This is a genomic window from Albidovulum sediminicola, from assembly GCF_025751575.1.
In the GTDB taxonomy this organism is placed as follows: Bacteria; Pseudomonadota; Alphaproteobacteria; order Rhodobacterales; family Rhodobacteraceae; genus Albidovulum; species Albidovulum sediminicola.
In genome coordinates this window covers 42,008-65,318 of record NZ_JAOWLA010000004.1, presented here as the reverse complement: position 1 = coordinate 65,318, position 23,311 = coordinate 42,008, and the positions used below count along the sequence as shown (strand labels likewise).

27 protein-coding genes, 2 tRNA genes and 1 pseudogene are annotated in these 23,311 nt (G+C 66.5%); 7 read left to right on the top strand and 23 right to left on the bottom strand.

Features of this window, described 5'->3' with window-relative positions:
- Nucleotides 1–2: 2 nt before the first annotated feature.
- Nucleotides 3–1,226: a 5-aminolevulinate synthase gene (gene hemA, locus OE647_RS05625; RefSeq protein WP_263720709.1), complete on the bottom strand. Its 1,224-nt coding sequence runs from the start codon at nt 1,224–1,226 to the stop codon at nt 3–5.
- A gap of 207 nt (nt 1,227–1,433) precedes the next feature.
- On the opposite strand from hemA, the gene OE647_RS05620 reads away from it, so the two are divergent.
- Both OE647_RS05620 and OE647_RS05615 read left to right on the top strand, forming a co-directional pair.
- Complete coding sequence (locus OE647_RS05620; protein ID WP_263720708.1) at nt 1,434–2,807, top strand: M20/M25/M40 family metallo-hydrolase; 1,374 nt, start codon at nt 1,434–1,436, stop codon at nt 2,805–2,807.
- A complete protein-coding gene (locus tag OE647_RS05615) occupies nt 2,804–3,265 on the top strand; it encodes a GNAT family N-acetyltransferase (RefSeq protein WP_263720707.1) in 462 nt (153 codons plus the stop codon). The genes OE647_RS05620 and OE647_RS05615 overlap by 4 nt, the downstream gene beginning before the upstream one ends.
- Here OE647_RS05615 and OE647_RS05610 read toward each other — a convergent pair.
- From OE647_RS05610 to OE647_RS05600, 3 genes are all read right to left on the bottom strand, one after another.
- The gene (locus tag OE647_RS05610; protein WP_263720706.1) at nt 3,262–3,483 is read right to left on the bottom strand and encodes an RND transporter; all 222 of its coding nucleotides are present in this window, start codon (nt 3,481–3,483) and stop codon (nt 3,262–3,264) included. The two genes, OE647_RS05615 and OE647_RS05610, sit on opposite strands and share 4 nt — an antisense overlap.
- Before the next feature lie 104 nt (nt 3,484–3,587).
- Nucleotides 3,588–3,664, bottom strand: a tRNA-Asp gene (locus OE647_RS05605).
- Between the two features lie 29 nt (nt 3,665–3,693).
- Nucleotides 3,694–3,770, bottom strand: a tRNA-Asp gene (locus tag OE647_RS05600).
- 198 nt (nt 3,771–3,968) lie between these two features.
- Between OE647_RS05600 and OE647_RS05595 the strand changes: the two genes are divergently transcribed.
- On the top strand, nt 3,969–5,219 hold the full coding sequence (locus OE647_RS05595) for an aminotransferase class V-fold PLP-dependent enzyme (RefSeq protein WP_263720705.1): 1,251 nt from the start codon (nt 3,969–3,971) through the stop codon (nt 5,217–5,219).
- Nucleotides 5,220–5,301: 82 nt separating this feature from the next.
- Here the strand turns inward: OE647_RS05595 and rpsI are convergent, their stop codons facing one another.
- The 3 genes from rpsI to OE647_RS05580 form a co-directional block, all read right to left on the bottom strand.
- Nucleotides 5,302–5,793 carry a 30S ribosomal protein S9 gene (rpsI, locus tag OE647_RS05590; RefSeq protein WP_263720704.1) on the bottom strand — a complete coding sequence of 164 codons (492 nt, stop codon included), beginning with the start codon at nt 5,791–5,793 and terminating at the stop codon, nt 5,302–5,304.
- Between the two features lies 1 nt (nt 5,794).
- A complete protein-coding gene (gene rplM / locus OE647_RS05585; protein ID WP_263720703.1) occupies nt 5,795–6,259 on the bottom strand; it encodes a 50S ribosomal protein L13 in 465 nt (154 codons plus the stop codon).
- 506 nt (nt 6,260–6,765) lie between these two features.
- Entirely contained in the window at nt 6,766–7,188 is a 423-nt protein-coding gene (locus tag OE647_RS05580) for a PaaI family thioesterase (protein ID WP_263720702.1), read from the bottom strand.
- Nucleotides 7,189–7,243: 55 nt separating this feature from the next.
- On the opposite strand from OE647_RS05580, the gene OE647_RS05575 reads away from it, so the two are divergent.
- Nucleotides 7,244–8,032: an enoyl-CoA hydratase gene (locus OE647_RS05575; protein WP_263720701.1), complete on the top strand. Its 789-nt coding sequence runs from the start codon at nt 7,244–7,246 to the stop codon at nt 8,030–8,032.
- Nucleotides 8,033–8,058: 26 nt separating this feature from the next.
- Here OE647_RS05575 and OE647_RS05570 read toward each other — a convergent pair whose 3' ends face one another.
- From OE647_RS05570 to OE647_RS05530, 9 genes and pseudogenes are all read right to left on the bottom strand, one after another.
- Nucleotides 8,059–9,291 carry an MFS transporter gene (locus OE647_RS05570; protein WP_263720700.1) on the bottom strand — a complete coding sequence of 411 codons (1,233 nt, stop codon included), beginning with the start codon at nt 9,289–9,291 and terminating at the stop codon, nt 8,059–8,061.
- Between the two features lie 28 nt (nt 9,292–9,319).
- On the bottom strand, nt 9,320–9,700 hold the full coding sequence (locus OE647_RS05565) for a glutaredoxin domain-containing protein (RefSeq protein WP_263720898.1): 381 nt from the start codon (nt 9,698–9,700) through the stop codon (nt 9,320–9,322).
- Nucleotides 9,701–9,778: 78 nt separating this feature from the next.
- Nucleotides 9,779–10,816 (bottom strand): annotated as a pseudogene (gene cysK, locus OE647_RS05560) (cysteine synthase A); the annotation flags it as partial.
- Nucleotides 10,817–10,828: 12 nt separating this feature from the next.
- On the bottom strand, nt 10,829–11,008 hold the full coding sequence (locus OE647_RS05555) for a hypothetical protein (RefSeq protein ID WP_263720699.1): 180 nt from the start codon (nt 11,006–11,008) through the stop codon (nt 10,829–10,831).
- 26 nt (nt 11,009–11,034) lie between these two features.
- The gene (locus OE647_RS05550; RefSeq protein ID WP_263720698.1) at nt 11,035–11,469 is read right to left on the bottom strand and encodes a globin domain-containing protein; all 435 of its coding nucleotides are present in this window, start codon (nt 11,467–11,469) and stop codon (nt 11,035–11,037) included.
- A gap of 92 nt (nt 11,470–11,561) precedes the next feature.
- Nucleotides 11,562–12,263 carry a response regulator gene (locus OE647_RS05545; protein ID WP_263720697.1) on the bottom strand — a complete coding sequence of 234 codons (702 nt, stop codon included), beginning with the start codon at nt 12,261–12,263 and terminating at the stop codon, nt 11,562–11,564.
- Nucleotides 12,260–14,185 carry a hybrid sensor histidine kinase/response regulator gene (locus OE647_RS05540; protein WP_263720696.1) on the bottom strand — a complete coding sequence of 642 codons (1,926 nt, stop codon included), beginning with the start codon at nt 14,183–14,185 and terminating at the stop codon, nt 12,260–12,262. The genes OE647_RS05545 and OE647_RS05540 overlap by 4 nt, the downstream gene beginning before the upstream one ends.
- A 2-nt stretch (nt 14,186–14,187) precedes the next feature.
- Nucleotides 14,188–15,237, bottom strand: coding sequence for an adenylate/guanylate cyclase domain-containing protein (locus OE647_RS05535; protein WP_263720695.1), 1,050 nt, complete (start codon nt 15,235–15,237; stop codon nt 14,188–14,190).
- Between the two features lie 4 nt (nt 15,238–15,241).
- Complete coding sequence (locus OE647_RS05530; protein WP_263720694.1) at nt 15,242–15,598, bottom strand: group I truncated hemoglobin; 357 nt, start codon at nt 15,596–15,598, stop codon at nt 15,242–15,244.
- Nucleotides 15,599–15,893: 295 nt separating this feature from the next.
- Between OE647_RS05530 and OE647_RS05525 the strand changes: the two genes are divergently transcribed.
- Nucleotides 15,894–16,043 (top strand): hypothetical protein, encoded by a 150-nt coding sequence (locus tag OE647_RS05525; protein ID WP_263720693.1) that lies wholly within the window; start codon nt 15,894–15,896, stop codon nt 16,041–16,043.
- Between the two features lie 150 nt (nt 16,044–16,193).
- On the opposite strand, the gene OE647_RS05520 is transcribed toward OE647_RS05525, so the two are convergent.
- From OE647_RS05520 to OE647_RS05490, 7 genes are all read right to left on the bottom strand, one after another.
- Nucleotides 16,194–17,351, bottom strand: coding sequence for an NAD(P)/FAD-dependent oxidoreductase (locus tag OE647_RS05520; protein ID WP_263720692.1), 1,158 nt, complete (start codon nt 17,349–17,351; stop codon nt 16,194–16,196).
- A gap of 11 nt (nt 17,352–17,362) precedes the next feature.
- Nucleotides 17,363–18,604, bottom strand: a complete 1,242-nt coding sequence (locus OE647_RS05515; RefSeq protein WP_263720691.1) for a flavin-containing monooxygenase — start codon at nt 18,602–18,604, stop codon at nt 17,363–17,365.
- A 181-nt stretch (nt 18,605–18,785) separates the two neighbouring features.
- The gene (locus OE647_RS05510) at nt 18,786–18,944 is read right to left on the bottom strand and encodes a hypothetical protein (RefSeq protein WP_263720690.1); all 159 of its coding nucleotides are present in this window, start codon (nt 18,942–18,944) and stop codon (nt 18,786–18,788) included.
- A 69-nt stretch (nt 18,945–19,013) separates the two neighbouring features.
- Nucleotides 19,014–19,595: an OsmC family protein gene (locus OE647_RS05505; protein WP_263720689.1), complete on the bottom strand. Its 582-nt coding sequence runs from the start codon at nt 19,593–19,595 to the stop codon at nt 19,014–19,016.
- A gap of 207 nt (nt 19,596–19,802) precedes the next feature.
- A complete protein-coding gene (locus tag OE647_RS05500) occupies nt 19,803–20,168 on the bottom strand; it encodes a rhodanese-like domain-containing protein (protein WP_263720687.1) in 366 nt (121 codons plus the stop codon).
- 27 nt (nt 20,169–20,195) lie between these two features.
- Nucleotides 20,196–20,567: a DsrE family protein gene (locus OE647_RS05495; RefSeq protein ID WP_263720686.1), complete on the bottom strand. Its 372-nt coding sequence runs from the start codon at nt 20,565–20,567 to the stop codon at nt 20,196–20,198.
- Between the two features lie 66 nt (nt 20,568–20,633).
- Complete coding sequence (locus OE647_RS05490) at nt 20,634–21,179, bottom strand: YgjV family protein (protein ID WP_263720685.1); 546 nt, start codon at nt 21,177–21,179, stop codon at nt 20,634–20,636.
- 202 nt (nt 21,180–21,381) lie between these two features.
- Here OE647_RS05490 and OE647_RS05485 point away from each other — a divergent pair, with 202 nt between their 5' ends.
- Both OE647_RS05485 and OE647_RS05480 read left to right on the top strand, forming a co-directional pair.
- Nucleotides 21,382–22,002: a TetR/AcrR family transcriptional regulator gene (locus tag OE647_RS05485; RefSeq protein WP_263720684.1), complete on the top strand. Its 621-nt coding sequence runs from the start codon at nt 21,382–21,384 to the stop codon at nt 22,000–22,002.
- Between the two features lie 170 nt (nt 22,003–22,172).
- On the top strand, nt 22,173–23,306 hold the full coding sequence (locus OE647_RS05480) for an efflux RND transporter periplasmic adaptor subunit (RefSeq protein ID WP_263720683.1): 1,134 nt from the start codon (nt 22,173–22,175) through the stop codon (nt 23,304–23,306).
- The last annotated feature ends 5 nt before the right edge of the window (nt 23,307–23,311 follow it).

Here is a 23,311-nt window from a genome sequence, read left to right as displayed (position 1 = left end):
CGTCAGGCGCTCAGTTCTTGGCGGTTAAGCGCGCAATGCGACCAGAGCGCGTCCATCGCCTTCACCAAGCGGTCGATATCCTCGGGCGAGTGGACCGGCGAAGGCGTGAAACGCAGCCGCTCGGTCCCGCGCGGCACCGTCGGGAAGTTGATGGGCTGGACGTAGATCCCGTAATGCTCAAGCAGCATGTCGGAGATCTTCTTGCAGTGCACCGGATCGCCGACATGGACGGGCACGATATGGGTGCCATGATCGATGATCGGCAGACCGAGGGCCTTCAGCCGCGTCTTTAGGATGCGGGCGTTTTCCTGCTGCTTGTCACGCAGGTCCTGCGCGGACTTCAGATAGTGGACCGAGGCCGCCGCCCCCGCCGCGACCGCCGGCGGCACCGAGGTGGTGAAGATGAACCCCGGCGCATAAGACCGGATCGCATCGACCATCCGGGCCGAGGCGGCGATGTAGCCGCCCATCACGCCATAGGCCTTGGCAAGCGTCGCGTTGATGATGTCGATACGCCCCATCAGGCCCAGCTTTTCAGCCACGCCCGCGCCGCGCGGGCCGTACATGCCGACCGCGTGGACCTCGTCCAGATAGGTCAGCGCGCCGAATTCCTGGGCGATGTCGCAGATCGCCTCCATCGGGCTGATGTCGCCGTCCATGGAATATACGGATTCGAAGGCGATCAGTTTCGGGGCCTCGGGATCGTCGGCCTCCAGCTTCGCGCGCAGGTCGGCCAGATCGTTGTGCTTGAAGATCCGCTTGGCGCCGCCGTTGCGCTTGATCCCCTCGATCATCGAGGCGTGGTTCAACTCGTCCGAATAGATGATCAGGCCGGGGAAGAGCTTGGGCAGCGTCGAAAGCGTCGCGTCGTTGGCGATATAGGCCGAGGTGAAGAGCAGCGCCGCTTCCTTTTGGTGCAGGTCCGCGATCTCGGCCTCAAGCCGCTTGTGATAGACCGTCGTGCCGGAAATGTTGCGGGTGCCCCCCGACCCCGCGCCGGTGGCGTCGATCGCTTCGTGCATCGCATTCAGCACGACCGGGTTCTGCCCCATGCCGAGGTAGTCGTTGCCGCACCACACGGTGATTTCCGATTGCGTTCCGTCCGGACGGTTCCAAAGTGCCTTGGGAAAATGGCCCCGGCGCCGCTCGATATCGATGAAGGTCCGGTAGCGGCCTTCGTCATGAAGCCGTTTCAGCGCCGCGTCGAGCGTTGCATTGAAATCCATGTCCGTATCCTCGCGCAGCTTCAGTATTCCGGCTCTTTGTAGGCTATCGCCCAGATGCGGCCTTGATAAGAGTCAAAACCGCCCAATGCGAGTGTACAATTTGCCGCGCTCGGCGTTTTTAGGGTTTTTCTGCAACGTCCGGTGGACGCTGGACACCGCGCGCGCGCCTGCTAGGCTGCCCGCGCCGCTGTTCACGAGGAGCCGACCATGAGCCTTGAGGCCGTCCTGTCCCGGATCGACGATACCCTGCCCGAGGCGCTGGACCGCCTGTTCGGGCTGCTGCGAATCCCCTCGATCTCCACCGATCCGGCCTATCGCGGCGATTGCGCAGCGGCCGCCGACTGGCTGGTCGAGGATCTGAGATCGCTGGGGTTCGAGGCCTCGTCGCGCCCCACGCCCGGCCACCCCATGGTCGTGGCGCATGGTGGCGAAGGCGGCCCGCACCTGCTTTTCTACGGCCACTACGATGTGCAGCCGGTCGATCCGCTGACGCTTTGGCATCGCGATCCCTTCGACCCGGCGATCGAGGAAACGGCCAAGGGCAAGGTCATCCGTGGGCGCGGATCGTCGGACGACAAGGGTCAGCTCATGACCTTCCTGGAGGCCTGCCGTGCCTGGAAGGCCGTTCACGGCGCCCTGCCCTGCCGCCTGACGATCTTCCTTGAGGGGGAGGAGGAATCGGGCTCCCCTTCGCTCGTGCCCTTCATGACGGATAACAGCGCCGAGCTTGCGGCGGACCTGGCGCTGATCTGCGACACCGGGCTTTTCGACTCCGCCCGGCCCGCGATCACGACCATGCTGCGCGGCCTCGCGCGGGTGGAGTTCACCGTCCGCGCCGCCGGCCGTGACCTGCATTCGGGCATGTATGGCGGTCTGGCACGCAACCCGATCCACGTCCTGTCCCGCATCCTCGGCCAGCTTCACGATGACCAGGGCCGCGTCCAGGTGCCCGGCTTCTACGACGACGTGGACGAATTGCCCGAGGCGATCCGCGCCCAGTGGCAATCTCTGGCCTTCGATCACAGTGCCTATCTGGGCGATGTCGGCTTGTCGGTCCCGGCGGGCGAAACCGGGCGCACTCCGCTTGAGATGATCTGGTCGCGTCCCACCGCGGAGGTGAACGGCGTCTGGGGCGGCTACACCGGCGCGGGCTTCAAGACGGTTCTTCCCGCCGAAGCCCATGCCAAGGTCTCCTTCCGGCTGGTGTCACGTCAGGACCCGGACAAGATCCTGCAGGCCTTCAGGGGCTGGATTGAGGACCAGCTTCCCGAGGATTGCGAACTGGTCTGGAGCGAGCCGGACGGCTCCCCCGCCTCGGTCATGGAGATCGACAACCCCGCCTTCGAGGCCGCCCGCCACGCGCTGAGCGAGGAATGGGGCAGCCCGGCGGCCTTCATCGGCTGCGGCGGATCGATTCCGATCGCGGGCTTCTTCAAGTCAATCCTCGGCATGGACGCGATGCTGATCGGCTTCGGCAAGGACGATGACCAGATCCATTCCCCGAACGAGAAATACGACCTGGAAAGCTTCCACCATGGCATTCGCAGCTGGGCGCGAATCCTCGACCGGATCGCCGGATGATGGCGGGGGCGGAACTGACCATCCGCGACGCGGAGTCGCGGGACGAAACGGCCTGGCGCGCGCTCTGGGCAGAGTTCCTGGCCTTTTACGACAAGGCCCTGCCCGAGGCGGTCAATGACCGCACCTGGGCGCGCATCTTGGACCCCGGCCATCCCATGTCGCTCAGGCTGGCAGAGGTCGATGGCGTGCCGGTCGGATTCTCCCTCTGGCAGACACATGATTCCAGCTGGGTCGCCACGCCGGACCTTTACCTGGAGGATCTTTTCGTCACGCCCGCCGCACGGGGCCATGGTGTCGGGCGCGCGCTGATCGCGGACCTTGTGGCGATCGGCAAGGCGCGCGGCTGCGCCCGAATCTACTGGATGACGGAGGAGACCAACGCCGCGGCACGGAAGCTCTACGACGCCTTCGCGGCGCCCGACGGCCATATCCGCTACCGCGCCGCGCTTGCGCCCTAGGCGCGCGCGACCAGCATTCGGAACAGCTTTGCCGCCAGGACGAGCCAGGGCGCGGCGTGCAGGGCTAGGTCGAAGATGTCGATCGGCCGTGTCAGCACGCCGGCGGCAAGCATCTTCAGCTTTTCCCAGATGTGCGGCTCCGGAACGAACGGTGCGAGCCCCAGCGTCAGCGCCGCCAGCACCACGATGGTCAACGGGATCTTGTCGAGGAATTCCATGTCGCGCCCCCTGCGGTTCCCGCGCATCTTGGCCGATCACGCGCGACCGTGCGCTGAGACCAAACAGCGCGGCCTTGTCGACTGGCGTGACGATCTGGAAAAAGTGGCGCGGTTGACGGGGCTCGAACCCGCGACCCCCGGCGTGACAGGCCGGTACTCTAACCGACTGAGCTACAACCGCGCTGGTCAGCTCTCGGGCGATCCGGGTGGTGGCGCGGTTGACGGGGCTCGAACCCGCGACCCCCGGCGTGACAGGCCGGTACTCTAACCGACTGAGCTACAACCGCGTGTCCACCCGCCCGGATCGCCGCCCGAGCGTGGGATGCGTAATATGCATCCCGCGCCCCCCCGTCAAGCGGCCCCGGCAGGATTTCTGCAAGGATTTTCCGCAGCGTCTTCCGGGGCGCGCTTGACCTTGCCGTTCCCGCCCCCTGTTATCCACCCGCGCACTCGCTGAACGACTCGCCCCGCCCGGAGATCCCCCGATGAAAAGCCCGCTTCTGCCCCATCTCGATGACATTCGCGCCCGCTTCGCACATGTGGAAGCCTGCCCCTTTGAAGGCCCGCGCGTCTTCTTCGAGAACGCCGGCGGGGCGCTGCGGCTGAAATCCGTGATCGAGACCTCGGCGGCCTACGCGGGCTATCCGGACAACCAGGGGCGCGACAATCCGGCCTCCCGCGCGCTGATGGCGGCGATCGCGAAGGGCAAGGCGGACGCGCGGGTCTTCCTGAACGCCCCTGGCGGCGAGGTCTTCGTCGGCGAAAGCGGGACGGAGGTCCTGTTCCGCCTCGTCCGCACCGCCGCGCTTGGCGCGGAGCCGGGCGGCGTCATGCTGGGCTCGACGCTTGAGCATCCCGCCTCGCGCAGCGCCATGGCCCGCTGGGCCGAAGTCACCGGGCGCCCGCATGTGCTGGTCGCCCATGACGACGCAACGGGAACCGTGACGGCTGACGCCTATGCCAAACACATCACGCCCGACCTGCGGGTTGCGACCATCGTCCAGACCTCTCCCGTGACCGGGATGGCGGTGGATGTAGCGCGCATCGCCGCGATGATCCGCGCGGCCGCCCCCGGCTGCCTGATCCTCGTCGACGGCATCCAGCACGCCAGCCACGGCCATATCGAAATCGCGGCCTACGGCATCGACGGCTATGCGGTCTCCCCCTACAAGGTCTTCTCCCGCCACGGCTACGGGCTGGGCTGGGCGTCGGAGCGGTTGACCGGCTTCACCAAGGAAACGGTGATCGGCGGCTCGCCCCGCAACTGGGAACAGGGCACGCGGGACGCCGGCGCCTATGCGACATTCTCCGATGTGGTGGCCTATTTCGACTGGCTGGGCGGCGTGACGGGCGGCGGCGACAACCCCCGCGCGCGGATCGTTGCCGCCGCCGCGGCGATCCACGCCCACGAGGCCGCGCTGATGGGGGCGATCCTGAACGGTATCGGCAACCGGCGCGGCCTGGCCGACATGCCCGGCATCACGCTGATCGGCGGCGCGGGTGAGGGGCGCGAGGGCGTCGTGAGCTTCACGCTGGCCACCATGCCCGCCGCCGATCTGGTGGCCCACCTGAACGCACGCGGCATCCGCACCCATATCCGCCTGAACGACCACTATTGCGGCAACATCCTCGCGCCGCTCGGCATTGCATCCTGCGTGCGCGCCTCCATCTGCCACTACAACAGCCCCGAGGAGGTGGGCCGCTTCCTGGACGCAATGGAGGAGGCGCTGGCCTGACACCCGCGCCACCAAGGCCCCAAAAAGCAAAACGGCCGCGGAACTCCGCGGCCGTTCGCATTTCGTGATGAACCCGAAAGCCTTAGCGCTTCGAGAACTGGAAGGAGCGGCGGGCTTTCGCCTTGCCGTATTTCTTCCGTTCGACCACGCGCGAGTCGCGGGTCAGGAAGCCGGCGGCCTTCAGCGCGCCGCGCAGCGAGGGTTCGTAAAGCTGCAGCGCCTTCGAGATGCCGTGCTTGACAGCACCGGCCTGACCCGACAGACCGCCGCCGACAACGGTGGCCATCACGTCGAACTGGCCTTCGACATTGGCGATCTGGAACGGCTGCTTCAGGATCATCTGGAGCACCGGACGGGCGAAGTAGACGCCCATTTCCTTGCCGTTGACGGTGACCTTGCCGGAGCCCGGCTTGATCCAGACGCGGGCGACCGCGTCCTTCCGCTTGCCGGTCGCGTAGGAACGGCCGAGGGAGTCACGCACCGGGGTGCGGGGGGCTTCTTCGGCAGCAGCTGCGGCCGGCTTGCCTGCGACGGCGGACTTCAGGTCGTCGAGGGATTTGATTTCGTCGGCCATCTTACGCGCTCCGGGTATTCTTCGGGCTCATCGACTTGACGTCGAGAACTTCAGGGGCTTGGGCTTCATGCGGATGGGCGGCACCGGCGTAGACGCGCAGGTTCGACATCTGCTGACGGCCAAGACGGTTGCGCGAGATCATGCGCTCGACGGCCTTGATCACAACGCGCTCGGGGTGGGCGCCGTCCAGCACCTGCTCGGCGGTGCGGAACTTGATCCCGCCCGGGTGGCCGGTGTGCCAGTAGTAGCGCTTGTCGGCACGCTTGTTGCCAGTCATCTGCACCTTGTCGGCGTTGACGACGATCACGTTGTCGCCCATGTCCATGTGCGGCGTGAAAGTGGCTTTGTGCTTGCCACGCAGGCGGTTGGCGACGATCACGGCAAGGCGGCCCAGAACGACGCCCTCGGCGTCGATCAGGATCCACTTCTTCTCGATCTCCGCCGGTTTTGCGGTATAGGTCTTCATTGTCAGCCCTTCGAGTTCGGGATCTTGGGCGGCCCGAAGACCACCCGAAATTCGGATGCGGGCTTTTCCCCGATCCATGACGGCAGGTCAAGCGCATTCATCTTGCATTTTCCTAGCGAATTCAATGCGTTAAAAAATAGGTATCTAAATACCTCACATTTTACGCCGATCTGCAACGCTTGCGGGCTTTCGTGACCCTGCGTGGATTGACGGATGACAGGATTAACCTCCTGTGGTCTCCTGTGCTGGCTGGCGCTCACCAAGATCAAACCCTCGGAAATTGGCATGACCCCACCCTCGCACAACGACCCCACGCCACCCATCAAGCGCCGGTGCCACCGCTGCCATGGTTCGGGTCGCGCGCCCTGCCAGATCTGTAACGGAAACGGTCAGATCATGGTCGGAACGGACGGGCACGGAAAACCAAGGTTCGAACGCTGTAGCGGCTGTTACGGATCCCGCACGACCCGCTGCTCAGCCTGTGGTGGCGACGGTTTTCTGCGGGACTAGCGCTTCGGCGGGATCGAATAGGTCATGTTCGCCCGCGCGACAGGCTCCGGCCGCCCCTCGGAACGGATCAGCACCTCACCCACGGCGAGGACCCGCCCCAGCTTCAGCAGACGCGCCTCTCCGATCAGATCGCGCCCCGCCTCGGGCTTGCGCAGGAAGTCGATGCCGCCGCTCGTGGTCACCGCCAGCGCCACGGGTCCGATGCGGGCAAGAATGGCGAGGTAGACCGCCACATCGGCCAGCGCGAACATGTTCGGACCCGACACGGTGCCCCCCGGCCGCAGGTGCCGGTCGGCCACCATGAGGCGCATGACGATGCCGTCCTCGGTCAGGCGGTCGATGGCGAAGTCGCCCCGGACCTGGGGAAACTCACGCTCCAGGAAGACGGAAAGCTCCGCCGCGCTCATGACCGTCTGCATCTTCCCTCCTGCCACATCGCGGCCTAAGGTTGCGCGAACACAAGGGAATGACAAGATGACCGACACCATCCTTCTGCGCGACGACCGGGACGGGATCGCCACGCTGACGCTGAACACACCCGGCAGCCTGAATGCACTTTCGGACGCCATGCTGGCGGCGCTGAAGGGCACCTTCGCCGCGCTGGCGGAGGACCGGAGCGTGCGCGTCGTGATCCTGAAAGGCGCAGGCAAGGCCTTTTGCGCGGGCCACGACCTGAAGGAGATGCAGGCCGGCCGGCAGGCCGCCGACAAGGGCCGCGCCTATTTCGCCGACCTCTTCGCGCGCTGCGCGGAGGTCATGCAGATGATCCCCGCGCTGCCCCAGCCCGTCATCGCCGAGGTCCACGGCATCGCCACCGCTGCGGGGTGCCAGCTTGTCGCCTCCTGCGACATGGCGGTGGCGGCGGAGGGCACGCGCTTTGGCGTCAACGGGGTCAATATCGGCCTCTTCTGCTCGACCCCGATGGTTGCGCTGACCCGCAACGTGCCGCGCAAGGTCGCGTTCGAGATGCTGACCACCGGCCAGTTCATCGACGCCGCCCGCGCGGCCGAGGTGGGGCTGGTGAACCACGTCGTCTCCCATGACGCGCTGGCGGCGGAAACGCGCGCGCTGGCTGAAACCGTGGCTGGCAAGCTGACAGCGGCGGTCAAGATCGGCAAGCGCGCCTTTTACGACCAGATCGAGATGACGCGCGCCGAGGCGTATGACCACGCCGCCGCCGTGATGGTGGAAAACATGCTCTGGCGCGACACCGAGGAAGGGATCAGCGCCTTCCTCGAAAAGCGCAAGCCCGACTGGTCCTGAGCCCAAAGGGGCGCCCGGCGCGGCGTTCAGCCCTGCGCCGGGACAAGGAGGGCCGGGCCCCGCCGGCGCCCCTTGGTGTCCATCAGGAAAAGCGACGCCACGAGCGCCAGATTGACGATCCCCGCCACGACCGCGACCGCGAAGGTCAGCTCGTAAGTGCCGGTCAGATCGAAGAACAGCCCGCCAAGATAGCCGCCCAGCCCGTGCCCGGCCCAGGCGAAGGCCAGGATGATGCCGGTGGCGCTTGCCCGGCGGTCGGCGGGCGTCAGCACACGGATCGTGGTCAGGACCCCGGTCATGACGCCCGCGTAGCCGAAACCGTAGATCGGCGCGAACAGGTAGAACAGGCTCAGGTCGTCGATCTGCGTGAAGAAGAAGACCAGCGCCGTCTGCCAGGCGGAGGCGGCAAGGTAGGCGGGCACCGCGCCGATCATGTCGGCGAGGCGACCGAAGGCCACACGCCCGAAGATCGCGGTGATCATCATCGCGAAGACGACGCTGCCCGCCTCGGGTGCCGGTACGCCGCAGCCCTGGATCAGCGGGACAAGATGCATCAGCGGCACCGACATGAGGCTGCAGCAGCAGAGGACAGCGGCACTCATCACCACGACCACGCGCGGCAGGGGCACATTGGGCGCAGGCTCGGTCGAGGGCCGCCCGGCAAAGGTCGCCGCCGGTTCGGGTTTACGGACCAGGAGGGCCAGCGGCACCAGCGCCACGAGCGAGAAGACCCCCAAGGCCAGAAGCGCCGCGCGCCAGCCGAGCGCGTCGATGAGGACCGCGTTGGCAAAGGGGATGCCCCCCTGCCCGATCGCCTGCCCCGCGGCGACGATGCCGATGGCCAGCCCGGCACCGGTCCGGAACCAGCCGCCAACCAGCGCGAAAAGCGGTGCGAAAAGCGCGCCGCCGCCAAGGGCGCCCGCCGCGAAGAAGATGGCATAGAGCTGCCAGAGCGTCGTCGCCTGAGACGCCGCGATCATGCACAGCGCCGTCACGCTGGCGCCCAGCAAGACAACCAGGCGGATGTTCAACCGATCGGCAACGAACCCCATGACGACCCCGCCGAGCGAGATGCCGATGAGCCCGGCGGTGTTGATGAACGCGATCTCTCCTCTTCCCCAGCCGAACTCCTGCTCCAGGGGGGCAAAGAAGGCGGAAAGGCCGTTCACGAGTTGGCCCATCGCGATGGCGAGGATCGCGGCGGCGACAGCCACGATGACCCAGCGATAGCGGCTCGGGGTGTTGGTATTCGGGGTCATCGGGCTGCTCCTTTTGCCGGGCCGCGGGTCAGGCGGCGGCGGGCTTGCGGGGATGAAGCCAGGCGGGCAAGAAGCCATAGGCATTCCCGACGCTGGCATCCTTGAGGTCGATCCCGGCCTGCCGCACCATCTTGTGCAGCGTGCCGTCGTTGAAGGCGTCGAAGGTCTCAGTGGCGCCGCCGATATGCTGGCCGCCGACGAAGATCTGCGGGATCGTCACTGCGCCGGTCTTGCGGGCAAGGGCCTTGCGCACCGCACCACCCCAGTCGTCCTCTCGGTACTCAGGCCCGTCGAGATCGACCGAGCGATAGGGGATGCCGGCGGCGGCAAAGAGCTTACGCACCGACCAGCTGAACTCGCACCACTCCAGCGCGAAAAGGACGACCGGCTGGTCCTGGTCCGCAAGGATCGCGTCGACATGTTCGACGGCCGCTTCGGTCGGCGCCGGAACCGGTGCGGCGGCAGCCGGGGCCGCAGCCGCATCGAAGCGGAACCGGGGGGTGGAGGCGGCGATGGCGTTTTCCTCGTCGCTCATCGTTTCCTCGATATCGGCGAAGAGCGGGGTGGACAGGTAACGCTCACCCGTGTCGGGCAGCATGGCCAGGATGCGCGATCCCTTCGGCGCCCGGCGCGCGACCTCCAGCGCGGCGGCAAAGGTCGCCCCACCGGAGATGCCGCACAGGATCCCCTCGTACAGCGCGAGGTCGCGGGCGCATTTCAGCGCCGCGTCGCCGGGGACGGGCTGGACCTTGTCGATATGGCCCGCCGCGATGACATCGGCGGTCAGCCGGGGAATGAAATCCGGCGTCCAGCCCTGCATCAGATGCGGCCGGAAGGCGGGGTGGCTTGCGGTGGGCGTGCCGTCGTCCGCGTAGGTCTGCGCGATCCCGGACCCCAGAAGCGGGGAGTTGTCGGGTTCTGCGGCGATCACCTGCGTCGCAGGGCTTTCGGCCTTGATCACGCGGGCGACGCCTTTCATCGTGCCCCCGGTGCCAAAGCCCGAAACCCAGAAATCAAGCGGCGTTTCGGCGAAATCGTCCAGGATCTCACGCGCGGTGGTGCGGGAGTGGATGTCGGGTCCGGCCTCATTCTCGAACTGGCGGGCCAGGAACCAGCCGTGCTTCTCGGCAAGTTCCTTCGCCTTGGCGACCATGCCGGAGCCCTTTTCCGAGGCCGGCGTCAGGATGACCCGCGCGCCCAGGAACCGCATCAGCTTGCGCCGCTCGACCGAAAAGCTTTCGGCCATGGTCACGACCAGCGGATAGCCCTTGGCCGCACAGACCATGGCAAGCCCGATGCCGGTGTTGCCCGAGGTCGCCTCGATCACCGTCTGGCCGGGCTTCAGTGACCCGTCGCGTTCGGCGGCCTCGATGATGCCGAGGGCCAGGCGGTCCTTGACCGAACCCATCGGGTTGAAGGCTTCGAGCTTGACGTAAAGCTCCACCCCTTCGGGCGCGAGCTTGTTGATGCGCACGATCGGCGTGTTGCCGACGGTACCGAGGATGGAGGGGTGGAGAGCGTTCATCTGGAGGGCTCCTCAGATCATCGGGACGATGCAGTGGGCGAAGACTGCCGCAGCGACGACGGCGCTGGCGGTGGTGGCCATGGCGCGGACGGACGGACGCCGGGTTTCCTTGCGTGGCCAGCGACTGAAGGGGCCGACGAACTCGGGCTCGGGCAGGGTCATGCGGGGCGGGATGGGCATTTTGCGGGTCATTGGATTTCTCCTTTCTGGGGTGAGGGTCAGGCGGATTTCCGGAACGCGGTCGCGGCGCCTGCCTGCATCGCCGAGGCGACAGCCGTGTAGGCCGCGACCCAGGCTTCCTGGATGGCGGGAGTAAACGAGGGGCCGTGGAAGGCGGCGATGGCATGGATCAGGGCGCGGCCGACCGCGTCATATTGCGCGTCGGAAACGCCGTAGCCGACATGCCGGCGGCCAAGGTCCTCAAGCGCGGGCACGATGGCCGCAAGGTTGTCCGCCCGGTGCACGACCATCGCGATCGCGGCGGCAAGCTTGCGGCGCTGGGATTGCAGGTCTGTCCCCGCGAACATCGGCCGCACTTCCGGTGCGATGCGGAAAAGCTCCGCGTAGAAGGTCCGCGTCAGGGTGTCGGGGTCCATCGACAGCGCCGTCCAGCTGTTCCGGACCGTCGCGATCATCTCAGGTGTCAGGCTCATGGTGGCATCCTTCCTTGCGGTTGATGCCATCACCTTGCCTGCGGCCCGTTTCAGCGTGGTGTCGCGCGGGGCCGCTCAGGGTTTCAGTTGTTTCAGGAAGGGTCGTAGATATAGCCCACGCCGCGCACGGTGCGGATGATCTCGGGCTTCTGCGGGTTGAGCTCGATCTTCTTGCGCAGGCGCGAGATACGGATATCGATCGAGCGGTCGAAGGGATCCCAGGCGCGGTCATGCGCGCCCTCCAGGATCTGGTCGCGATTGAGGACACGTCCACGGTTGCGGGCGAAGAGCTTGAGAAGATTGAACTCCATCGAGGTCAGCGGCACCTCGTTCCCCTCATCATCCAGTAGCTTCGCCGCCTCGAGGTCAAGCCAGGTCTTGCCGAAGCGGAAGCGCGTGCGCTCGCTCGCGGGTTCGGCGGCGGCGGCGGTGACGCGGCGGCGCAGCACCGCCTTGATGCGCGAGGCAAGCTCCCGCAGGTCGACGGGCTTGGCCAGATAGTCGTCCGCCCCCATCTCAAGCCCGACGACCCGGTCGACCACCTCGCCCGCCGCGGTCAGCATGATGACATGGGGCGCATCCGGCCCCTGAAGGCTGCGCAGCACCGACAGCCCGTCCTCGCCCGGCATGTTGATATCCAGAAGGATCAGGTCGGGCTTTTCCCGCGCAAGCGCCGCGCGCAGTTCTTCGGCCTGGGCGGCCAGGCTGGTGCGAAAGCCCCGCTTGCCCAGGTATTCCGCCAGCATCTCGCGCAGTTCGCGTTCGTCATCGCAGATGAGGATGTGATCGCTCATGCCCTATCCCCGTGATTGCCCAGCATGGACTGCGCGAGCTTGCGCAGCTCCGACGGGGCGATCGGCTTTTCAAGGCAGGGCCGCCCTGCCCCATCCAGAAACCCGCGGGCCTGCGGGCTCATCGTGTCGCCGGTGACAAAACCCACACGCCGGGCCAGCGAAGGACGGTTGCGCAGCAGGGTTTCGTAGAACCCTCGCCCGCCCATCCCGGGCATGTTCAGATCGGTCAGGATCAGGGCGAAGTCCTGCGAGTCGGTCATGGCAAGCGCGGCCTCGGCCGTGCCCGCGACCGCAACCTCGAACCCGTCTCGGACAAGGATCTCCCGGATCAGATCAGAGACATCGTCTTCGTCATCCACGACCAGAACGCGCCCCTTGGACTGGCCGACGATGCTGGCGGGGCCGGTGACCGTTCCCGCATCCGCGTCAGTCGTGGTGGGCAGGCGAACGACGATCACCGCCCCGGTGCCCTTGTCGGGCATGACCCGGATCTGCCCCGAATGCGCGGTGACGATCCGGTGGCAAAGCGCCAACCCGATGCCCGTGCCCGACCCCACGGGCTTCGTCGTAAAAAGCGGGTCGAACACGCGGCCCTGGATCGCGTTCGGGATGCCGGGGCCGTTGTCGGCGACCGTGATCTCCAGCATGTCGGCACCGCCGTCGTGACGCGCGGTGATGCGGATCTGGTCGCCCTTGCCGCTTTCGACGATCGCCTGATCGGCATTGGTCACGAGGTTGATGAGGATCTGTGCGATCTGGTGCGCATCCCCCCGGATCGGCGGCAGGTCTGCCGCGAAATCGGTCTCGATCGGTGTCGTAACCCCGTCGGCCCCGTTCTGAAGCGCATCGATGGCGATTTCGAGCGTGTCGTTCACGTCGATCGGCACCAGCCGCGCGGGCTGCTGCCGAGCCATCGCCAGGAAGGATTTGACGATCTTGGCGCAGCGCTCGGCGGCCTCGCTGATCTTCTCGACACGGCGGAGCGTTTCGGGCGCAATGCTCTCGTCCCGCAGCATCAGGGCGTGCCCGACGACGACGGAGAGCGGGTTGTTCAACTCATGCGCCACGCCCGCCAGAAGCTCGCCCAAAGCGGACATCTTCTCGGCCTGGAAGATCTGTTCGCGCTGCTCGGCCAGACGGCGGCGCAGTTCGACCTCCTTGCTGATGTCGACGGTGGTGGAGACCATCACGTCCTCGCCCCGGTAGTCGATCAGCCGGGCCGAGATCATGCAGGGAAAGCGCGTTCCGTCGGCCTTGACGCCGGTGACGGTCATATCATCGACACGGCCATCGGGCAGCAGCGCGGTGATGAAGTCCGCCCGCTCCTCGCGGGAGGAAAAGATGCCGTTGGGGCGCTTGCCGGTGCCCAGAAGCTCGGTTGCGGCGGGGGTGCGGTAGATGACCTCCCCGTCGCCGACGCGCGTCATCACGATGTTCGCCGGGCAGGCTTCCAGCACCTGGCGCAGCAGCATGTCCGCCTCGCGCTCGGTCTCCTCGAAGCTGCGCCGGTCGGTGATGTCGTTCTGGACCAGGACGAAACCGCCGGTCGCGGTCGCGCGCATCAGGACCTCAAAGACGTGACCGCTCGTCTCGAACTCGATGGGCATTGTCCCGGGTTCGCCACTGGCCAGCCGCGCTTCCATCCAGGCAAGCCTTTCCCGGGCCGACGGCGGCATGCCGCCACGCCCGACCCATTCCCGCAGGAGGATGTCCCAGCTGAGGCCGGGCTGCAAAAGCTCCGCGATCTGCGGGTTCATGGCGCGGAATCCCGCGTTGAGCCGGATCAGCATGGCGTCTTCGTTGAAGACCGCGAGCCCTTCGGAGAGCGCGTCGATCACCTCGTCCAGGATGTCCGAGCCCCGTCCGTCCGCAGTGTCGGCCAGCGGCGCGTCGGGCACGGAGGGATCGAACCGCACGGCCATCGTCAGCCCCCGCCAGAGGCCTGCACCTCCGCCTCGATCTTGAAGACCTCCTCGGGCTGTTCGTCCGCAAGCTCGATCTTGCCCTCGGCATGGGCGACGAACCTGTCGTCAAGCTGATCGGTCAGGGCGCGGTTCGCGACGATGCACATGGGATTGGCGAAGTAGCGCAGGCGGCTGGCGTGGATGACGGCGCCGCCGAAGACATCGTAGATGTATTTCTGCACCCCCACGACCGATCCCACCACCGGCCCCGCCGCGATGCCGACACGGGCGGTCCACTGGATCGGGTGGGTTTCGTTGCGTTGCTTCAGGTAGCGGATGAAACGGACGGCGGCACTGGCGGCGGATTGTGCGTAATCATCGGTCGGGTCAGGCATCCCCGCCATCGCGATGTAGAAATCGCCGACCGCGCGGATACGCGCGCAGCCGAACTGTTCGCCGATCCGGTCAAAGGCCGTGTAGATGTCGTTCAATTCGCTGACGATCACGCCCGGATCATGCGCCGTGACCATGCCCGCAAAGCCGATGAAGTCGAGGCAAAGCACCGCGACCGGATCGTATAGCCGCGGCGTCACGATGCCGAAGGTCTTGTATTCCTCGTAGACCGAGCGCGGCATCATGTTGAGCAGCAGCTTCTCGACCTGCTCCTTCTCGCGCTTGATCTCGCGCGTGTTGCGCTCGACCATCATGGAGTAGGAGTCGATCATCGACTCCAACTCCTTGATGCGGGAGATGTTCTGGCAGACGAGGACGGCGATCGCCTCATCATTCTCCAGCGCGCGGTTGAACGACAGTGCGACGGTCATGGTGCGGCGGCGCAGGCGAAAGCTGGTTTCGGTGGCATAGCGCCCCTCTCCCGACAGCCCGGCCTTCAGCGCCTCGGCGTCAAGGCCGGAAAAGAGGTCGGTCATGTGCTGGCCAACCTCGATCTCTCCGAACCATTCGCGGAATGTGTCGTTGTAGAATCGCAGACGCAGCGTTTCGAGGTCAAGAAGCGCGACACCGACCCCGATGGCGCGCAAGAGCTGTTCGTTGATCGCGGCTATCGACAAGAGCCTACTCCACCACCAGAGTGCGACGGGCCTCGAACGCGGCGGCGATCGCGGCGGCGTCCTCCTCACTGACGCCATGATCCAGAAGCGTTTGAAGCAGGATGCCCTGGAGCGTATCGAAATGCGCGTTCGTGATCGTCAGCCGCGCATGCATCCGCGATATCTGGTCATCCGTGTAGGACGCGGGCCCGCCCATCAGCGACGACACGAACTTGGTCTGGTGATCGACGATGCGGGCCATTTCCACCTCGTCGAAGAACGGCCCGACCTCGTCGTCGTCCAGAAGCCGGTCGTACAGGTCGAGCACGATCTTGCTGACGACCGAGAACCCACCGTATTTCTCGAAAAGCGACTTTGTCATGGGAACACCCTCCTGGCCCGCGAGGGCCTTTTGGTCGCCGACATCCGTTTTCGTTATAACGTCGAGCATGGTCAAACCCGGCCCTTTTGGCAAGTTTTTCAATTCGTTCCCGCCCCCCAGCATTTCTTCGCCATGTTTCAGCTCTGTGTCGGGAAAGGGGGTGCCACGTTTCAAATGTTTCAGAGCCGCACCGACTGGCGCTGCAATTGAAGCATGATCGCAAGGCCGCGGATATCAGGCTGAAACGCGGCGGGGCGATAGTGGCTCCATCGAAAACGAACCCCGGAGAGACACGATGAAAGCCCTGAACGAACTGCACACCGCCCTGGTCAACCGCCGCGAGGCCCGCGCCCTTTACCGCTCGATGCGGCATCTCGAGCCCTGGCTGGCCCGCGACGTCGGCCTTCACCTCGATCACGCATCGCGCCTGGCCCACCGCATCTGAGCCGCTTTCCCCTTCTTCCTCCCTGACTGACCCGCCTTTCACGGCGGGTCTTTTCTTTTGCCGGGCACCGGGTCTGTCTGCCGGCGTCCGCGCGGGACAGCGAAAAGGCTCGCCCCTGCGGGCGAGCCTTGCCTTGCGTTCCATGCCGCCTCAGGCGGCTTGGCGCAGCGATCCGTCCTGCGCGGCGATCCAGTCCTGATTGGCCTTCATCGCCTTGTTCAGCCTGCGGTGCAGTTGCTGGATCTCCTCCATCGACCAGGTAAGCGCGGCAATCCGGTCGGTGATATCGAAGAACTCCGACGACAGCGCCTCGCGCAGCGTCGGGTAGCCGACGACGGTTCCCTGGATCACGGCGTTGGCCAGCACCTCGGCATCGCGCAGCGCATCGGTGATCCCATGCGCGGTCAGGGGGTCGCGAAAGTAGCCTGCGTCCCCGACCAAGGCCCAACCCGGCCCCGCCGACTGCCGGAAATAGCCGTAGCTGCCCGGGAAGGTGACGGGACGCTCTGCCGGGACGGCATTCGCCAGTTCCTCGGACAGAACCGGCAGGTGGCGCGCGATCAGCGCGGCATGGCCAGCATCGCCGCTCGCGCGCGCCTCGGCCAAGACCGCCGGTGTGACGGCGGCGAAGACGCAGGAAAGGCCCTCGTTTGTCGGGATGATCCCGCCCGCCGCCCCCGGCGCGAAGTGCCAGCGGTAGCCGCGCTCGGGCAGGCCGCCCATATAGGCGTAGACGCAGCCGATGCTGTTTTGCGCCCGCCGCGTGATCTGCGCACCGACATGACGCGCCACGGTCGAGCGGCGGCCGTCCGCGCCGATGACGATGTCCGCGTGCACATCCTCGGTCGCGCCTGACGGGGTCCGCAGCGTTACGCCAAGAACGCGGCCGTCCTCCGCCCGCAGCAGGCCCACGCAGCCGGTACGGTAGCGAAGCTCTGCCCCCGCGGCGGCGGCGGCCTCGGCCAGTGTCGCGTCCAGCAGGCTACGGCGCGGCGCGTAAAGCGCGTCGATGCCATGCTCGGGCTTGATGTCCACGTCCACCGCCTGATCCTCGTAAATGAAGCTGGTGCGGCGGATCGCGGGTGTCCCGGCCCGGGCGATCGGGTCGAGCAGGCCCCATCTGTGAAGCTGGATCACCGCGCCGCGCATCAGCGCATGGGTCGACATCGTGTCGGTGCCGGGGCTGTCGTGATCGACGACAAGCACCCTCGCCCCCTGCCGAGCAAGCAAAAGCGCGGTCGCGGCACCGGCACAGCGGGCGCCAACGACGATGGCATCGTAACGGTTCGTTTGCAGTCTTTCGGTCATGGTCAGTCCTTTCAGGCGGCGCGCGCGGCGCATTTGTCGAGGTGATGGGAAATGGCGGAGGCGATCGCCTCGGCGTCACGACCGAAGCCGTGGATGAAGGCCGAACTGCGGTGGCGCATGAACGGCAGGCCCAGCGTGAAAAGCCCATCCACGGGCGTCACGCCGCCGTCGCTGACGATCTCGCCAGCGGCATCGAGGACCGGCACCCGCAACCAGGGATAGCTGCGCCGAAAACCGGTGGCCCAGACCACGGTAGCGATCTCTTGCGTGGGCAAGTCCGCACCGGCGAATTGGGCGACCGGGGGCACGCGGGCCTCCCATGCCTGCGGATCTTTGGGGGCTTCGATCCCCGCGCCGGCGATGTGACGGTCGATCACCGTCAGAAGCTTCCGCCGCCGCACCTCGGAGGCCGCGCATTCCGTGGCAAGCGTCGGGGCAAAGCGGACCCGCCCCTGCGAAACGCCCAAGGCACGACCGGCGATCCTGACGCCCTGCGCGGCCAGCATGGCAAGGTCGATGTCGCGATTGTCCGGGCGGCCCACAAGCTGGAGCGAGGGAAGCGCCACCGGACGAGAGGTCGCGCGTGACCGCGCCTCCCTCAGGAACCCGCTGCCGTCAAGCCAGTCGAAGACATCGCGCCCACGGTAGCGGCGGGGTGCCCGCACATGCCGGCCAACCGACAGCGTCACCTTCCTGCCGCTGGCCTGGATCTCGGAGGCCAGTTGCGCCCCCGTCGCGGAAGCGCCGACCACCAGCACGTTGCCTTGGGGCAGGCTGTCGGGTCCGCGATAGTGGCTGGGCGCCACCTGCCAAACCTGGCGGGGCAGCGCCGAGGCCCAGTCCGGGATCGCCGCCTGGTCGCAGGCGCCGGTCGCGATCACCAACGCGCGGCACCGCCATTCCCCGGCGGTGGACAGCACGCGAAATCCGTCCCCATCCTGCGTGACCGACTGCACTGCGCAGCCGCTCACCACAGGCGCGGCGATGCGCGTGCCGTAACGGGTCAGACGGCCGGCGAAATCGCTGGCGGACATGAAGCCGCCCACCGGTCCGACCGTGGCCATACCGGGCAGCGCATTCATCCAGTTGGGTGTCAGCAGCCGAAGCCCGGGCCAGCGCTCGCTGTGCCAGCGCTCACCAACCCTGCCCCGTTCAAGCACGAGGTGATCGACGCCACGCTGGCGCATGGACCAGCTCAGGGCAAGACCCGCCGGCCCGGCGCCGATGATGATAAGGTCCACAGATCTCGACATGTTTTCACTCCGCTCTCGGTTGCTTGGTCGCAACTTGGCGGCGCGGTGTTTCAGGACGACTTCGTCCCTGCGGGCGGCGCGTTTCATTTGTATCGCCCCGCCCGGGCGCCCTGAGGCTCTGGCCCAGACGAAAACGCCCGCGGCTTTCACCACGGGCGTTCACGGGGAACAGGGTTGGGGATCAGGCGGCCATGGCGAAGTCCTGCTTCGGCTCGGCGGCCGCTGCGAAGGGAAAGTGGCTCCGGTCATTCCACCAGGCGATGAAGTCACGCTGCGCCTGCTTGTTGGCCATGTGATCGAAGCCGTTGCCGTAGGTCTTGGTCATCTGGGTCTTCTGCATTGTCGTATTCCTTTCACGGGGTTTGGTTTTTGAAGGGCGGACGGCGGGGATGCGCCCCGCCACCCGATGTCAGTTCGCGATCGCGGCCACGGTCACCGGCACGCCGTTCGTCAGCACATCGAACACGGCCGAACGCGCGACGGACTGTTGAACAATCTGTTCCAGCACCTCATCCGGCGCGTCGCCCTTGATCCGGAACGTCGCGCGGACGCCCGAGAACCCGTTGCGCACGCCCTTGTCGAGGCCGAGGATCCCGTTGAGGTTGATGTCGCCCTCGACCGTGGTTTCGACCGAGGTCAGCTTCACCTGGCGGATGGAGGCGATATTGCCGATCCCGGCGGTGATGCAGGCCGAGAGCCCGGCCAGCAGCATCTCGACCGGCGTGACGCCGTTGTCCGTGCCGCAAAGCACCTGCGGGTGATCGCCGTCGATGCTGTGGGGCTGGCGATGCTGCTGCTCGGCCATCGCGCCGAAGAAGCCGGGGAATGCGGTGCGGGAATGGGTTCCCGAAAGCCACTCGCCGTTGGCGCGGAAGGTGAACTTGGCGATGTCGGGCTGCTGTCCGACAACCCCCAGCGTGGCGACAAAGGTCGGCACGTCGACGCCGTTGATGGCGACTTTCTGAGGCTTCTGGGTCGTCTCGATGGTCATGTGGGGTCTCCTGTCTTTCCACTGTTTGCGTACGAGCGATCTGTTCGCCCGATGGACAGGAGGTCTAGGGCCGCCACGTTTCAGCGAAATTGCGGCGCGTGTTTCAATGGTTTCGACACGAGGGGTCGGGCCGCGCGGCCTAACGGAACCGCAGCGCAGCACCGGGCGGGTCCGCGCGGTGCTGCGTTCGGCCGGGAAGATCCGGCTTTAGCGGACGGTCGGAAGCCCTGCCGCGACCCAGGCTTGGGTGCCGCCGTCGATCCAGCTGACCCGGGCGAAGCCGAGCCGGGCGAAGGCCGCAGCCGCGCGCGCGGCCATGGGACCCGCCTGGCACGACGTGACGACATGGATCGAGCGGTCGGCGAAGGCCGGCGGCAGGCGTCCCGCCTCGATATCAGCAAGCGCGATGACCCGCGCGCCGGGGATCTTGCCGGTGGTCGCGGCGATGGCCTGGGCCGGGCGCGGATCGACGAACTCGACGCCCGCGCGCCCGTGGTGGCCCTTCGCCTCGGCGGCGGTGATCGCGGTGGCGGTGGAGTTGGCGACTACGCCAGCGTTGGTGCAGGAAGTCATGGTCTTTCTCCTTCGTTGGGGTGGGGTTCAGAAGCTCAGCGTGGCTGCGCCGTCGAGGATCAGGGCATGCAGCGCGGGCGAGCCCACGACCTGAACGCCCTCGATGAAGTCGCCCTCGCCGTAGCCACGGACCTTGGCGCAGGGCGGGCACACAAGGATGCGGCCACCCCCGGCTTGGAACTTGTCGATCAGTTCCTTCAGCGGCGGATCGAAGGGGTTCATGCGCACGTTGTCGGCGGCACCCTTGCGCACCACGTCCACCGCCGCGCTGACCATGAACAGCGTTACCTGCTGCCCGGACGCGACGCCGGTATTGGCGATGGTGAAGGCGACGGTCGCCCGTTCATCATCCAGACCGCGGGACACGACGATTGCGAGCTTCTTGACTTGGTCTTCCATCTTTTCATTCCTTTTTGCGAGGTTGAGTGGGGTTCCGGACAGTCCCCGGTCCGGCCGGGATCGGGTTCAGGCGGCCCCGAGGGCGGCGCGGCGTTCGCGCTGCTCGCGGCGCAGGGCCGTGAAGGCGATCGAGAAGGCGGCCAGCGCCCCGGCCAGGCAGGGCCAGGCGCCGATCAGGATGTCGTGGGTAGCGCCAAGGGGCGCGGCGCAGAGCTGGATGCGGCGCATCCTGAGCGTGTCGGACTGCAAGCGCCCGATCATGATCAGGCAGCAGGCCGTGACGGCGAGGATCGTGGGCAGACCCGAAAAGGTCAGCATCCCGATCGCCAGCGCGACCGGCAGAAAGACGTAGCCCATTTTCCCCAGCCACGGGCGGTCCCCCGCCAGAAGCGCAACCGTGGTCTGGATCGCGCCGGTCAGGCAGACGGCGGTTCCCGTCTGCTGGCCCATCAGAAAGTAGCTCGCCGCGTAGCAGCACGAGGCGCCAAGCTGGACGGTCAGCATCGTCTCGCGGCTCCGAAAGAGCGGCCATACGAGTTGTGCGGCAAGACCGGCCGTTCCGAACAGGGTGGCCAGCGGCAGGACGGCGGCTTGGTCGATCAGGAAGGTCATCGTGGGCTCCGCATATTACAGACTGTTTGGTCTGTTTAATGCGTACCATTTGGTCTGTTTTTGGAATAGACGGAGCCGGGTTTCGATCGTTTCAGAAAACCTCCGTGCCTGAAACAAGAATGAAACATAGAGTTTCTGGGTGGTACGCGCGGGCAATCCCGCCTATATTTCCCAGACCATATGAACTGCAAACTGGTGACCCATGACCCCAAAAGGCGCATTAGCGAAAGAGAAGATCCTGACGGGGGCCAAGGCGCTGGTCATGCGCAAGGGCTTTGCGGGCACCTCCGTCGATGACATCCTTGCCGAGACCGGAGTATCGAAGGGCGCGTTCTTCCATCACTTCAAATCCAAGGCGGATCTGGCGAACCAGCTGATGCGCTGGTACGCCGACGGGGACATCAGGATGTTCCGCACCATCCTCGCCCGGGCCGAGGCCGCGCATGACGATCCTATGGATCAGCTCATGCAGTTCCTGACCGATTTCGAGGTCTATCTGTCTGATCCGGAAAACCCGCCCAAGGGCTGCATGTATGCGCTTTACACTTACGAGGACGACCATTTCGAAAACGACCTGAAGGGCTTCGTGGCCGAGACGCTGCAAAGCTGGACGGCGATGTACATCCGCAAGTTCCAGGAGGTCATCGACCGCCACCCGCCCGTGCGGCCCGTGACAGCCAAGCGGCTGGCCGAGATGTTCGTTGCGGTCATCGAGGGCGGGCTGATCCTTCAGCGGGCCTACCGCAATCCGGGCATGACGGCACGCCAGTCGGAGCAGTTCAGGGATTATCTGGAACTGCTGTTCCCGAGGGCAATCGCCTAGCCTTTCCCACCCCGGCCTGCCCAAGGATTGGGCAATCGGTCGGCAACACCCGACCGGCGGCACCGCGCGCGGCCCGAATGTGCGTCAGAGCACACACTGTCACTGGTACCTGCTTCGCGGACCTGATTGGATGCCGGGTATAAAAGGGAACCATAGCCAGGGAGTTCCTCATGCTGCGCCATAGCCTCGCCCTTTCTGCGGCGCTGATTGCCCTTGGGGCGAACACCTCGGCCCAGGAGGCCGGATCGCCCCCGCCGACGCCGGTGACCGTCGTGACGCTGGAGGCCCAGCCGGTCACGCTGATCTCCCCCCTGCCGGGGCGGGTCGCGGCCTCCGGCGTCGCGGAGGTGCGCCCGCAGGTCAACGGCATCATCACCGCGCGGCTCTTCGACGAGGGGGCCGAGGTGCAGAAGGACGATCCCCTCTACCAGATCGACCCGGCCAGCTACGAGGCCAAGGTCGCCGCCGCGCAGGCAGGGCTGACGCAGGCCGAGGCGACGCTGCGCGCCGCCGAAAGCGAGGCCAAGCGGCAGGAAACCCTTCTGGGACGTTCGGTGGTCAGCCAGCAGAACCTCGACGACGCCATCGCCGCGCGTGACGTGGCCGAGGCGGCCGTGCAGGTGGCGCGCGCCAACCTGCAATCGGCGCAGATCGATCTTGACCGCACCACCATCCGGGCGCCGCTGTCCGGCGTCGTGGGGCTGAGCGAGACGACGCAGGGCGCACTCGTCACCGCCGGGCAATCCTCTGCGCTAACGGTTATCCGCGCCCTCGATCCGGTCTATGTGGACGTGACGCAATCGGCGGCGGAGCTTCTGCGCCGGCGCCGCGCGAACCCCTCCGGAGAGGGCATGGACCAGACCGTGCGGCTTCGCCTGGCCGACGGGTCGGCCTATGAGCAGACCGGCCAGCTTGAGGCCGCCGAGCCGCGCGTCAACGAACTGACCGGCGTCGTGGTGCTGCGCCTGATGTTCCCGAACCCGGACCATTTCCTGCTGCCCGGCATGTATGTCCAGGTCGAGATGCCGCAAGGCGTGATCGAAAATGCGATCCTCGCCCCACAGGAGGGCGTGGGCCGCGACCGGCGCGGGCAGCCGACCGCCATGGTGGTCACTGCCGACAACGTGGTCGAACAGCGGGCGCTGACGGTGCTGCGCGACCAGGGCCCCTACTGGATCGTGACCGAGGGCCTGGCGAGCGGCGACAGGATCATCGTGGAGGGGCTGCAGAAGATCGCCGCAGGCGCCCCCGTGGCGCCCGAGGAGCGCAGGGCCGAGGGCGGCGCCGCGCCCTCCTCGAACTGAGCGGG